9 protein-coding genes are annotated in these 12,578 nt (G+C 74.6%); 8 read left to right on the forward strand and 1 reads right to left on the reverse strand.

The genetic code is table 11. The annotated features are described in order from the left end of the window. The first annotated feature begins 18 nt into the window (after positions 1 to 18). The 8 genes from EV385_RS30130 to EV385_RS30165 all read left to right on the forward strand — a co-directional run bounded on the left by EV385_RS30130 (position 19) and on the right by EV385_RS30165 (position 10,939). On the forward strand, positions 19 to 834 hold the full coding sequence (locus EV385_RS30130) for an RcpC/CpaB family pilus assembly protein (RefSeq protein WP_130512527.1): 816 nt from the start codon (positions 19 to 21) through the stop codon (positions 832 to 834). Continuing rightward, positions 831 to 1,997 (forward strand): CpaE/TadZ family protein, encoded by a 1,167-nt coding sequence (locus tag EV385_RS30135; RefSeq protein WP_130512528.1) that lies wholly within the window; start codon positions 831 to 833, stop codon positions 1,995 to 1,997. The genes EV385_RS30130 and EV385_RS30135 overlap by 4 nt, the downstream gene beginning before the upstream one ends. 1 nt (position 1,998) lies before the next feature. Beyond that, positions 1,999 to 3,396, forward strand: coding sequence for a TadA family conjugal transfer-associated ATPase (locus EV385_RS30140; RefSeq protein WP_130512529.1), 1,398 nt, complete (start codon positions 1,999 to 2,001; stop codon positions 3,394 to 3,396). After that, positions 3,393 to 5,324 carry a VWA domain-containing protein gene (locus EV385_RS30145; protein ID WP_130512530.1) on the forward strand — a complete coding sequence of 644 codons (1,932 nt, stop codon included), beginning with the start codon at positions 3,393 to 3,395 and terminating at the stop codon, positions 5,322 to 5,324. The genes EV385_RS30140 and EV385_RS30145 overlap by 4 nt, the downstream gene beginning before the upstream one ends. A 2-nt stretch (positions 5,325 to 5,326) precedes the next feature. Beyond that, on the forward strand, positions 5,327 to 6,250 hold the full coding sequence (locus EV385_RS30150; RefSeq protein WP_242625375.1) for a type II secretion system F family protein: 924 nt from the start codon (positions 5,327 to 5,329) through the stop codon (positions 6,248 to 6,250). Between the two features lie 42 nt (positions 6,251 to 6,292). Beyond that, positions 6,293 to 6,718: a response regulator transcription factor gene (locus tag EV385_RS30155; RefSeq protein WP_130512532.1), complete on the forward strand. Its 426-nt coding sequence runs from the start codon at positions 6,293 to 6,295 to the stop codon at positions 6,716 to 6,718. 121 nt (positions 6,719 to 6,839) lie between these two features. Further along, on the forward strand, positions 6,840 to 8,741 hold the full coding sequence (locus EV385_RS30160) for a S8 family peptidase (RefSeq protein WP_130512533.1): 1,902 nt from the start codon (positions 6,840 to 6,842) through the stop codon (positions 8,739 to 8,741). Continuing rightward, positions 8,666 to 10,939 (forward strand): sensor histidine kinase, encoded by a 2,274-nt coding sequence (locus tag EV385_RS30165; protein ID WP_130512534.1) that lies wholly within the window; start codon positions 8,666 to 8,668, stop codon positions 10,937 to 10,939. The genes EV385_RS30160 and EV385_RS30165 overlap by 76 nt, the downstream gene beginning before the upstream one ends. Here EV385_RS30165 and EV385_RS30170 read toward each other — a convergent pair whose 3' ends face one another. Continuing rightward, positions 10,940 to 12,553 carry a methyl-accepting chemotaxis protein gene (locus EV385_RS30170; RefSeq protein ID WP_130512535.1) on the reverse strand — a complete coding sequence of 538 codons (1,614 nt, stop codon included), beginning with the start codon at positions 12,551 to 12,553 and terminating at the stop codon, positions 10,940 to 10,942. Positions 12,554 to 12,578 lie beyond the last annotated feature (25 nt).

Here is a 12,578-nt window from a genome sequence, read left to right on the forward strand (position 1 = left end):
GCAGGAGTAAAGCGAACAATGAGACGGCGGCTCCTCGCGGTCCTCGTGGCGGCCGTGCTGGCGGGCATCGGCTGCATCGCGGTCGTCGCGTACGTGCGCGGCGCCGACCAGCGCGCCCTCGCCGGCCGGCAGGCCGTCTGGGTGCTCATCAGCACCCAGCGCATCCCGGCCGGCACCAGCGCGGCCGCCATCCGCGGCGGCGGGTACACCGAACGGGTCGCGATGCCCGCCGAGACGGTTCCCTCGACCGCGCTCGGCCAGCTCGACGCCCAGCTCGACACGCTCGTGCTCACCGCCGACCTGCCGCCCAGCCAGCTCGTGCTGCGCGGCATGTTCGCCGAGTCCAGCGAGGTGACCGGCGGCCTGCCGGTGCCCGACGGCAAGCTGGCCGTGAGCGTCCAGATGACCGCCGCGGGACGGGTCGCCGGCTACGTGCGGCCCGGCTCCCGGGTCGCCGTGTTCAGCACGTTCACCATGCGCGAGGGGCGCGGCCGGGTGCCCGCCGGTGACGGCCTGAGCAGCGGCCACGACTACAACCAGGCCACCCGGGTGCTGTTGCCCCGCGTCGAGGTGATCGGGGTGGGCGAGCGCGGCGTGTCGGGCGCGGCCACCGCGGGCGACACCGCCGCCGCGGCCGACGGCTCCGGTGAGTCCGGCTCCGGTTCCGCCGCCAAGGCGGGCGTCACCATGCTGGTCACGGTCGCGGTGAGCCAGCAGGAGGCCGCGAAGCTCGTGCACGTCTCGCTGACCGGGACGCTGTCGCTGGCCCTGCTGGACGACACCGCCACCGTCGAACCGGACGCCGGCATCGACAACAACACCCTCTTCCCGTGACGGCGCTGGTGATGACGATGACCATCTACTGTGACCCCTTCACCCCGTTCCCCGGCTCGGCGCAGCCCGCCTGCGCCGTACCGGACACCGCGCAACTGCCCGGGGTGCTGGCCGAGTGGCCCGACGCCCAGCTGGTGGTCATCGGCGCCGGGGTGCCCCTCGACGAGGCCGTCGGGTTCGCCGCCCGGCAGCGCGTCGAACGCCCCGCCCTCGGCGTCGTGCTGCTGCGCGAGCACGTCGAGGTGGACGTGCTGGCCGAGGCGATGCGTGCCGGGGTGCGCGAGGTGGTGGCCGCGGGGGACCGGGGCGCCGTGGACGGCGCCTGCGCCCGGTCCGTCGAACTGTCCCGGCAGCTCACCTCGGTGCCGCCGGCGGCGGGCGAACACGCGACCCAGGTGATCACCGTGTTCGCGGGCAAGGGCGGGGTCGGCAAGAGCACCGTCGCGGTGAACCTGGCGGTCACCCTGGCCGACAACGGCCGCCGCCGGGTCTGCCTGGTCGACCTCGACCTGCAGTTCGGCGACGTCGGCATCATGCTCCAGCTGCCACCCGAGCGCAGCCTCGCCGACGCCGTCGGCATGGCCGGGCGGCTCGACGAGGACGGCGTGCGCTCGCTCATCACGCCGTACCGCGACGGCATCGACGTGCTGCTGGCCCCGTCCGGACCGGCCGAGGGCGACCAGGTCAGCCGGGAGCTGGTCGGCGAGCTGCTCGGCCTGCTGGCGCCGATGTACGACTACGTCGTCGTGGACACCCCGCCGTACGTCAGCGACCAGGTCCTCGCGGCCCTCGACCGCACCGACTGGTTCGTGCTCGTGGTGACGCCGGACCTGCCCGCGCTCAAGAGCGTCCGGCTCACCCTGACCACCTTCGAGATGCTGCAGTACCCGGCCGAGCGCCGGCTCGTCCTGCTCAACCGCGCGAACTCGGAGGTGGGCCTGACCGTCGCGGACGTCGAGAAGGCGATCGGCCAGCCCACCGCCGTGCTGATGCCGTCCTCGCGCGACGTGCCGCTGTCGGTGAACCGCGGCGTCCCCCTGGTGATCGAGCACCCGGGCCACCCGGTCGCCAAGGCGTTGCGGGAACTCGCCGGCAAGTGCGGCGCGCCGGACTCGGGACGCACCCGTCGCCACCGGGCCGGGCTGTTCGGCCGGAGGCACTGACATGGGACTCGCCGAACACCTGTCCCAGCGGCACCGCCCGGCCGAACCGGTCCGCGCCGAGCCCGGCGCGGCGCGGCCCGCCGACGCGGGCGGCGACCGGCTGCGCGGGGCGGCCCGCCCCGGCCCGGACCCGCTCACCGAGGTACGGCTGCGCATCCAGCGCCGGCTGGCCGAACTGCTCGGCCCCAAGCTGTACGACGAGATGGGCGCCGCCGAGGAGCTGGAACTCCAGGTACGCCGCGCGGTCGCCGAGCTGCTGGCCGTCGAGGAGACGCCGCTGACCAGCGCCGACCGCGCCCGCATCACGCAGGAGGTGACCGACGAGATCCTCGGGCACGGGCCGATCGAGCCGCTGCTGCGCGACCCGTCGGTCAGCGAGGTCATGGTCAACGGCCCGCACAGCATCTACGTCGAACGCAGCGGCCGCCTGGAGGCCGTGGCCGCCGAGTTCGCCGACGAGGGCCACCTGCGCCGGGTCATCGACCGGATCGTGTCCCGGGTGGGGCGCCGCGTCGACGAGGCCAGCCCGATGGTCGACGCCCGCCTGCCCGACGGCAGCCGGGTCAACGCCATCGTGCCGCCCATCGCGCTGGACGGCTCGTCGCTGACCATCCGCAAGTTCTCCCGTGATCCGTTCACCGTCGACGACCTCGTCAACTTCGGCACGCTGACCCGGCAGACCGCCGAACTGCTGCGGGCCTGCGTACGCGGGCACCTCAACATCGTCGTCAGCGGCGGCACCGGCTCGGGCAAGACCACCACGCTCAACGTGCTGTCCGGCTTCGTGCCCGCCGAGGAGCGCATCGTCACCGTCGAGGACGCCGCGGAGCTGCAACTGCACCAGGACCACGTGGTGCGCCTGGAGTCCCGGCCGCCCAACGTGGAGGGTCGCGGCTCGGTGACCACCCGCGACCTGGTCCGCAACGCCCTGCGGATGCGCCCGGACCGCATCGTCGTCGGTGAGGTCCGCGACGGCGCCGCCCTGGACATGCTGCAGGCCATGAACACCGGCCACGACGGGTCGCTGACCACCCTGCACGCCAACACCCCCCGCGACGCGCTGGCCCGCCTGGAGACCATGGTGCTGATGGCCGGCATGGATCTGCCGGTACGCGCCATCCGGGAGCAGGTCGCCTCCGCGGTGCATCTGATCATCCAGGTCAGCCGCCTGAAGGACGGCAGCCGCCGGATCACCCACGTCACCGAGGTCGTCGGCATGGAGTCCGACGTCGTCACCCTGCAGGACCTGTTCCTGTTCGACTTCCGGGCCGGCACGGACGCGGCCGGGCGTTTCCAGGGTGCGCTGCAGCCCACCGGCCTGCGGCCGCGGTTCCTGGAGCACCTGGCCGCGCACGGGGTCACCGTCGGCGTCGACGTCTTCCAGGCCGGTGGGCGATGACCCGCCGCCTGCTCGCCGCCGCGTTCCTGGTGGCGCTGAGCCTGCTGCCCGCGGGCCCGGTCGCCGCCGCTTCGGCGGGCCTGGTGGTCACCGGGGTCCAGCCCTCACCCGGCGCGATCGAGTTCTTCGTGACCGGCCGCCACCTGCCGGCCGCCGCGCTGGCCGGCGCCGCCATGAGCGTGACCGCGGACGGCGTCGTCCTGCCCGCCCGCACCCACCGGGTCGCCGCCACGTCGGCCGGCGCCCCGCCCCGGGCGGTGGTGCTGGTCCTCGACACGAGCGGGTCCATGAAGGGTGCCCGCCTGACGGCCGCCCGCGCCGCCGCCCTCGACTACGCCACCGCGGCGCCGCCCGAGGTCCAGCTCGCGGTGGTCGCCGTCGCCGAGCGGGCCACGGTCGCGCTGGCGCCGACCGGCGACCGGGCCGCGTTCGCCGCGGCGGTCTCGCGCCTCACCGCCGCCGGGCACACCGCCCTGTACGACGGCATCGCCACCGCCGAGGACCTGCTCGACGAGCGGCGCCACGCGGCCGCCGCCGCGTACGCCGAACGGCGCATCGTGGTGCTGTCCGACGGCGCCGACACCTCCTCGCGGTTGACCGCGGACCGCCTGCTGACCAGAGTGTCCCGGGCGGACGCGACGTTGGACGCGGTGGCCTTCGGCCGTGGCGCCGACCCCAAGCGCCTCGGCGACTTCGCGGCAGCCGGCAGCGGGCGGGTGCTCAGCGCCGCCGACGCCCCGGCACTGCGCGCGGCCTTCCGCGGCATGGCCGAGAGCCTGTCGGCGCCCGTGCTGGTGCGCGCCACCGTCCCGCCCGCACTGTCCGGCCGTACCACGGTGCTGCGGGTGCAGGTCCGGGTCGGCGCGCAGACCGTCGGCGCCGACGTGCCGGTGGCCTTCCGCGCCGACCCGGCCGCGGCCGCCGCGCCGCAGACGTTCCGGTTCGGCGGGGCCCCGGGTCGCGGGCCGCTCGTGACCATCGTCGTGGTGGCCGTGGCGATCTTCGGGGCGGCGCTGCTGGGGTTCGGTCCGCTGCTGGCCGGTGGTCCCGTCCAGCGGCGGATCCGGGACCTGGAACGGTTCGCCCCCGCCCGGCGCGGCGCGGCGGGCCCGGCCGACGCGGACGGCAACGGCCTCGTCCGGGCCGCGCTGGCCGTGTCCGAACGCGCCGTACGCCGCCCCGACCGCCGCCAGCGGCTGGAGCTGGCCCTCGACCGGGCGGGCAGCCCGCTGCGGGCCGCCGAGTGGCAGCTCATCCGGTTGGGCTGCGCGGCCGGTGGCGCGCTGGCCATGCTGGTGCTGCTGCCGTGGTGGTGCGCCATCCCGGCGGGCGCGCTGGCCGGGTGGCATGGTGCCGCGCTGTACCTGCGCCTGCGCGCCGCCCGCCGGGCCCGTGCGTTCGGCAACCAGCTGCCGGACGCGCTGCAACTGCTGGTCGGGTCGCTGCGGTCGGGGTTCTCGCTGCCGCAGGGGCTGGACGCGCTGGTCCGCGACGGCGGCGAGCCGATCGCGGGTGAGCTGGGTCGCGCGCTGGCCGAGACGCGGCTGGGCGGGGACCTGGAGGAGGCGCTCGACCGCGTCGGTGAGCGCAACGGCAGCCAGGACATGGCCTGGCTGGTCATGGCGATCCGGATCCAGCGGGAAGTGGGCGGCAACCTCTCCGAGACCCTGGAGACCGCCGTGGGCACCATGCGGGAGCGGGGGCGGCTGCACCGGCACGTGCGTGCGCTCTCGGCCGAGGGGCGCCTGTCCGCGATGATCCTGCTCGGCATGCCGATCGTGCTGGGCGGCTGGATGTTCGTGTTCCGGCGCGACTACCTGCGCCCGCTCTACACCGAGCCGCTGGGGCTGATGATGCTCACCGGCTCCGTCGTCGGTGTCGTCATCGGCGCCCTCTGGCTGAAGAAGCTCGTCAAGGTGGAGGTGTGAGCATGCCACCGTCCATCGTGCTGGGTGTCGGGCTGATCGCGTTGACCGGCGCGGTCGTCGTGCTGGCGCTGGCCTTCGCCGACGCCCGCGACGGCGCCGGGGTCGCCCGGCTGCTGGACACGCTGCCCCGGCCCGCCGCCGCCTCCTTCGTCGCCCCCCGGGACCGGCCGTTCGCCGAGCGGCTCGGCGCGCCGCTGGCCCGCCGGCTGGGCCGGCTCGGCACGGTGCTGACGCCGACCGGCGCCATCGCCCGCCTGCAGCGCCACCTCGACTACGCCGGGAATCCGCCGTCGATGTCGCTGGCCCGGCTGGTGCCGCTCAAGGGGGTCACCCTGGCGGTCGGGGCGCTGGTCGGGGCGGGGTTCGGTGGCCTGCTCGGCGCGGGCGGCGGTGCGCTGCTCGGCGGGGCCCTGGGTGCGGCCGGTGGCTTCTTCGGGCCCGACCTGCTGGTCTACAACATGGCGCTGAAACGGCAGAAGGAACTGCTGCTGTCCATGCCGGACGTGCTGGACACCCTGGTCATCAGCGTGGAGGCGGGTCTGGCGTTCGACGCGGCGATGGCCCAGGTCGCCCAGCACGTCCGTACGCCGCTGGCGCGCGAGCTGCTGCGGGTGCTGCAGGAGATGCAGCTCGGCGTGAGCCGGGCCGCGGCGTTGCGGGCGCTGGCCGAGCGGACCACCGTGCCGGAGCTGCGTACCTTCGTCACCGCGGTCGTCCAGGCCGGTGAGCTCGGCATCCCCATCGCCGGGGTGCTGCGCGAGCACGCCCGGGAGATGCGGGTCAAACGGCGCCAGCGCGCCGAGGAGCTGGCCCAGAAGGTGCCCATCAAGATCTTGTTCCCGGTGCTGTTCTGTCTGTTCCCGGCGCTGTTCGTGGTGATCCTCGGACCCGGCGTACTGCAGATCATCCACGCGTTCGCCCGCTGAGGGCCCGGTAATCAACGACCCCGAAAGATCAGGAGAAGCACGATGGCGAAGGTTCTGGTGGTCGACGACGATCCGGCGATCTGCCGGCTGCTCATGGACGTCCTCGAACTGGACGGCCACGAGGTGCACGTCGCCATCGACGGCGAACACGGCGTCCAGGCGTTCCTGGCCCTGCGGCCGGACTTCGTGGTGCTGGACGTCATGATGCCGCGCCTGGACGGCTACGGGGTCCTGCAGGCCATCCGCGCCCAGGAGGTGACGCGGGTGCCGGTGCTGCTGCTCACCGCGCTGCCCGACTCCGGGGCCCGGGGCCGGGCCTGCGGGGCGGACTACTTCCTGTCCAAGCCGTTCACCGCGGACGAGGTGCTGTACCTCATCGACGGGGTGCTCGGGCACGACACCGGACTGGCGGAGGTCCAGGCGGCCGTCGACTACGCGCGCGGCCAGGGCTATCCGGGCCAACCATGAGATCAAGTTCTGCTCAAGTTCCCCCCGGCCGCGCCGATGGTCTTGAACGCATCGGCGTCCGGCTCTGGCCGCCGACGGACCGATGTGTACGGGAACCGCTGACAAGTGAGGTGCGCATCCCATGACATCGATCAACCCAGTGGGTCCCGCGACATACACCGGCGCGAACCGGCGCGGATTCGCCGTCGCCGCGGCCGTCGCCGTGGCGCTGGCCGGTGTGCCGATCTCCGCCCCCGCTCAGGCCGCCGGCCGGCCGTGGAGTGAGGTCGTGGTGACCGGGGTGGGCGCCGAGCAGGCCGCCCACGCGGTCGAGGCCGTCGGTGGGCGCGTCCTGGCGGTCCTCCCGGTGGTCCGCGGGGTCGCGGCCCGGCTCCCGCTGGGCAGCGCGCTCGGTCCCGAGTGGACCGTCGCGCCGCAACGCGCGATCACCGTCGCCGCCGCGGCGTCGGACGGCGCGGGCACCGCCACCACCGTGCGGCAGATGCTCGGCCTGCCCGCGAAGGGCGACGAGGGGCGCGGCGTGACCGTCGCGGTCGTCGACACCGGCATCGCGAACGTCCCCGACCTCGCTGGCCGCGTGACCCGGCGGGTCGACCTCACCGGCACCGGCGGCGGGGACGGGTACGGTCACGGCACGTTCATGGCGGGCGTGATCGCCGCGTCCGGCGCCGCGTCGGGCGGCGCCTATCGCGGGGTGGCGCCCGCCGCCGAGCTGGTCGACGTGAAGGTCGCCGACGCGCAGGGGCGTACCGACCTGGTCACCGTCCTGCGTGGCCTGCAGTGGGTCAGCGACCACCGCAAGGACGTGCAGGTGCTCAATCTGTCCCTGTCGTCGCGCAGCCCGCTGCCGTACCAGCTCGACCCGTTGAACCGGGCGCTGGAGTCGTTGTGGCGCGACGGCGTCACCGTGGTCGTGCCCGCGGGCAACGACGGGCCGGAGGCCGGCACGGTGACCTCGCCCGGCAACGACCCGCTGCTGCTGACCGCCGGCGGTCTGGACGCGGCGGGCACGACCGCCCGCACCGACGACGTGGTGGCGTCCTGGTCCGGGCGGGGACCGACGTGGCAGGGCGATGCCAAGCCGGAGCTGGTGGCCCCGGGCAGCCGGATCGTGAGCCTGCGTTCGCCGGGCAGCGCGATCGACGCGGGCAACCCGCAGGCCCGGATCGGTGACGCCTACTTCCGTGGCTCGGGCACCTCGATGGCCACGGCCGTGACCTCCGGGGTGATCGCGGCGACCCTCGCGGTGCAGCCCCGGCTGAACCCGGACGCGGTGAAGAACCTGCTGGTCACCACCACGTACGCGAATCCCGCGCTGACCGCCGCGGCGGGCGCCGGAGCGGGCGGGCTGGATGCCGGGCGGGTGCTGGCGGCGGCTCCCGGCTGGCCGACCGGCAAGGCGCAGAGGCGCTTCGACGAGGACACCGACACGTTGCGCCGCGACGCGAAGCGGTGGTCGGCCCTGGCGGGGGCCATCGCCGCCGGGGACCGGGCGGCGGCGACGCGGGAGTGGAACGCGCTGACGCCGCCGTCGCGGGACTGGGCCGCCCGGTCGTGGGCCGCGCTCGACCCCGCGGCCCGTGCCTGGGCCGCCCGGTCGTGGGCCGCCAACGGCTGGACCGGCGCTGACGACGACTGGGCGGGCCGGGCCTGGGCCGCCCGCGTCTGGGCCACCCGGGCCTGGGCGGACGACGCCTGGTCGGCGCGGGCCCGCGCCTGGGCCGATGCGGAGTGGTCGGCGCGCGCTCGCGCCTGGGCCGACGAGGACTGGTCGGCGCGGGCTCGCGCCTGGGCGGATGTCGAGTGGTCGGCGCGCGCTCGCGCCTGGGCGGATGCGGAGTGGTCGGCGCGGGCCCGGGCCTGGGCGGATGTCGAGTGGTCCGCGCGCGCCCGCGCCTGGGCTGACGCTGATTGGGCGGCCCGCGCTCGGGCGTGGGCGGATGCCGAGTGGTCGGCGCGGGCCCGGGCCTGGGCGGACGACGACTGGTCGGCGCGGTCCTGGGCCTGGCTCCCCAGCTCGTGAGCGCACCCGCGGCCACGCTCCGCGCCCGTGTCCGGGACCCGATCCTGCGGCGGGTGGCCGCCGTCGGCCTGCTCGGCGCGCTCCTCGCGGCCCTCGTCGTCGCCGTGGCCGGAAACCGGGAGGTGCTGCACGGCATCACCGTGCCGATGGCGCTGCTGCTGCCCGGCCTGGCACTGCTCACCTGCCTGGCCGAGGTCACGGTCGTGCGGCTGCGTCACGGCGAGGCCGTGGAGGAGCTGAGCCTCTACGAGGCCGCGCTCGTCATCGACGTGCTGCTGCTGCCGCCGCGCGAGGCGCTGATGGCCGCGGCGGCCGGGCTGGTCGCGGCCAGCGTGGTGCAGCGGCGGCCACCGGTCAAGGCCGCCTTCAACCTCGGCACCTACACCGCGGCGGTGTCGGTGCTCATCCTCATCGTGCACCTGGCCGGTGGCTCACCCGGCACCGTGACGCCCCGCGTCCTGGTGGCGGTCGTCGCCGGGACGTTCGCCTTCACCGCGGTGAACCTGTGCTGCCTGGCGCAGGTGCTCGGGCTGATCAACGGCCGGTCGCCGTGGGCCGTGGTACGGGCCGAGGCGCGGTTGTCGGCGTACATGGCGCTGGGCACCGTCGCCACGGGGCTCACCACCACCGTGGTCGCACTGCACGCGCCGCTGCTGCTGCCGTTCATGGCGATGCCGGCGCTGGCCGTGACGTACGCGTACCGGGCCGCGGCGCGCGAGGCCGACGAGCGGGCCCGCTCGGCCTGCCTGCTGCGCCTGTCGCACGCGCTGGCCGAACGCGAGGACGTGGAACGCCGGTTCCTGCTGCTGGTCCGGGAGGCGTTCGACGCCGAAGTGGCGCTGATCCTGCCGGCTGGACAGGACCAGGCGCTGTCGGTCACCGCCACGGAATCCGCCGTGGTGCGGCGCGGCGCCGCGCCGTCCTGGCTGGCCGCCGCCCGCGACGCCGAGGGCCCGACGCAGTTGAGCGAGCACGTCGCGGCGGGCCTGCGGCAGGTGGTCGTGGTGCCCGTGGCGGCGGGCGGCCGCCGCTTCGGCACGGCGGCCTTCGCGCCCCGCGCGCGCAGCCGCATGTCCACCGGGGATGTCACCCTGCTGGCGTCGCTGGCCAACGCGCTGGCGGTGTCGCTGCGCGGCGCGCAGCACCTCGGCCGCCTGGTGGAGGAGACCAGCAAGCTGCAGGCGGTGGTGGAGCAGTCCGCCGAGGGCATCATGGTGGTCGACGGCGACGCGGTCGTGCAGATGTGGAACCCCGCGCTGGAGGCGCTGACCCGGGTGCCGGCGGCCGAGGCGCTCGGGCGGCCGATGGCGCGGCTGTTCGACGTGCCGGCCCAGGAGCCGGGCGCGCTCCTGCCGGTCTCGCCGGGCGCGCCGCGGGCGGCGGCGGAGCTGACGATCCGGCGGCCCGACGGCGAGCAGCGCCGGATCCGGATGGCGCACTCGGCCACCTTCGCCGCGCAGGGTCTGACCCGCGACGTCATCGTCATCAGCGACCTCACCCGGGAGTACCGCACGGAGCGGTTGAAGTCCGACTTCATCGCCATGGTGTCGCACGAGCTGCGGACGCCGCTGACGCCGATCGTGGGCTACGTCGATCTGCTGCGTAAGCGCGGCGACCGGATGACCCCGCAGAAGCGCTCCGAGGCGCTGGAGCTCATCGGCGACCGCGCCGCGCACCTGTCCCGGCTGGTGGAGGACCTGCTGCTGGCGTCACGCTTCGGCGACGGCGGGGACGAGATCGCGCTCGACGTCTCCGCCGCCAGCCACGACCTGCGGGCGCTGGTCGCCCGGGTCGTGCAGGATCTCGGCTCGCCGCGCGTCGTCGTGAGCGTGCCGGACACGCCGGTGCCCGCGTACTGCGACGGCGGCCGTACCGTGCAGGTGCTGGCGAACCTGATCGGCAACGGGCTGAAGTACTCCGCGCCGGACGCCACGGTCGAGGTCACCGTGCGCTCCAGCGCCGAGGGCGTGTACGTCGACGTGCGCGACCACGGGCGCGGCATCCCCGCCGACGCGCTGGAGCTGGTGTTCGAGAAGTTCTACCGGGTCGAGGACCCGATGACCATGAGTACGAGCGGCACCGGCATCGGGCTGTTCCTGGCCCGGCGGCTGGCCCAGGCGATGGGTGGTGACGTCACCGTCGCGTCCACGCTGGACGTCGGCTCGGTCTTCACTCTCGCGCTGGTTCACCCGTACTGATCAGAGCTTGAACGCCGAGACCAGGGTGCGCAGCTCCTCGGCCATCGTGGCCAGGTCGGTGGCGGCGCCCTGGGAGCGGTTGACGCCCTCGGCGGTGGAGTTCGCGGCGGCCGCGACGTCCGCGATGGTCGCGCTGATCTCCTCGCTGGCCGCCGACGCGTCGGCGACGTTGCGGCCCATCTCGGCCGTGGTCTCGGCCTGCTGCTGCACGGCGGCCGTGATGAGATCCTGGTATCCGCTGATCCGGCGGATGATCGTCGCGATCTCGTCGATGGCGGCGACGGCCCCGGCCGTGTCGCTCTGGATGATCTGGACCCGTTCGGTGATGTCCTGGGTGGCCCGGGCGGTCTCCTGCGCGAGATCCTTGACCTCGCCCGCGACGACCGCGAAGCCCTTTCCGGCCTCACCGGCGCGCGCCGCCTCGATCGTGGCGTTGAGCGCCAGCAGGTTGGTCTGCTCGGCGATGGTGGTGATCGCGTTGACGACCGTGCCGATCTCGGTGGAGGACGCGCCGAGCCGGGTGACGGTGGCGGTGGTGGCCTCGGCGGCGGCGACCGCCTCGACGACCACGGCGGCGGCCTCGGACGCGTTGGTGGAGATCTCCTCGATGGAGGAGTCCACCTGGGCGCTGCCGACCGTGACGGTGTGCACGTTGGCCGACACCTGCTGCGCGCTGCGCGCGACCTCCTCGGCCTGGCTGCTGGTCTGCGCCGCGATCGCCGCGATCTGCGTCGCGGTCGCCGTGAGGTCGGTGGAGGCGTCGGACATGTGCTCGGCGTGCCCGGTCAGCGCGCCGACGGTCTGCCGCAGTGCGGAGGTCGTGTCGTTCAGGGCGTGACCCAGTTCGGCCAGCTCGTCGTTGCCGGCCACGTCGGCGCGGACGGTCAGGTCACCGGCGGCGAGGCCGCGCAGCGCCCGGACGACGACGCGCAGCGGCCGCACGACCGACCGGGTGGTGGTCACGCTCAGCGCGACCGCGGCCAGCAGCGCGACGACCAGCGTGGTGGCCAGCACCGTGATGCTGGTGGTGCGCAGCTTCGCCATGTACGCCCGCTCCTTGGCCATCCGGGAGCTGAGGTCGGAGTCCATCGCGTCGATGGTGCCGGAGATCTGCGAGTAGACGTCGTGGGTGGTGCCCTCGTTGAAGCTGGCCTTGGCCGCGGTGATGCCCGCCCGGGAGTCCTGCTGGATGGCCCGCAGCAGCGCGTCGTCCTCGGCGAAGTAGGCGTCCCAGCCGGACCTGAGCTTGGTCCACAGGTCGCGTTCGTGGGCCGTTCCGGCCTTGGCGGCGCCCTGCTTCAGCAGGTCGTAGACGCCCGCCTTCGCCTCCAGCAGGCCCTTGCGGTTGTATCCGTCGGCGCCGGTCGCGGCCGCGTAGCCGTCGGTGGCCACGTCGACGATGACCAGGCCCTGCCAGCCGCTGACGTCGGCGAGCTGCAGGCGGGCGGCGGCGACGTCCTCGCGGATCTCGACCAGCTCGCCGAAGCGTTGCTGGGCGTCGCTGGTCTTCTGCAGGCCCCAGCCGCCGGCCACCGAGGCGACGATGATCAGGGCGGCGACCATCGCGAACGCCGCTCCCATACGCACACCCACACGCAGGTTCGCGATCCGCATTTCGAGGTCCTTCCGGGCGCCATTG

Source organism: Krasilnikovia cinnamomea (assembly GCF_004217545.1).
Classification (GTDB): Bacteria; Actinomycetota; Actinomycetes; order Mycobacteriales; family Micromonosporaceae; genus Actinoplanes; species Actinoplanes cinnamomeus.

Coding starts and splice junctions, on each gene's coding strand:
- EV385_RS30160 (WP_130512533.1), top strand. CDS start 6,840: ATGACATCGATCAACCCAGTGGGTCCCGCGACATACACCGGCGCGAAC.
- EV385_RS30145 (WP_130512530.1), top strand. CDS start 3,393: ATGACCCGCCGCCTGCTCGCCGCCGCGTTCCTGGTGGCGCTGAGCCTG.
- EV385_RS30130 (WP_130512527.1), top strand. CDS start 19: ATGAGACGGCGGCTCCTCGCGGTCCTCGTGGCGGCCGTGCTGGCGGGC.
- EV385_RS30150 (WP_242625375.1), top strand. CDS start 5,327: ATGCCACCGTCCATCGTGCTGGGTGTCGGGCTGATCGCGTTGACCGGC.
- EV385_RS30140 (WP_130512529.1), top strand. CDS start 1,999: ATGGGACTCGCCGAACACCTGTCCCAGCGGCACCGCCCGGCCGAACCG.
- EV385_RS30155 (WP_130512532.1), top strand. CDS start 6,293: ATGGCGAAGGTTCTGGTGGTCGACGACGATCCGGCGATCTGCCGGCTG.
- EV385_RS30170 (WP_130512535.1), bottom strand. CDS start 12,553: ATGCGGATCGCGAACCTGCGTGTGGGTGTGCGTATGGGAGCGGCGTTC.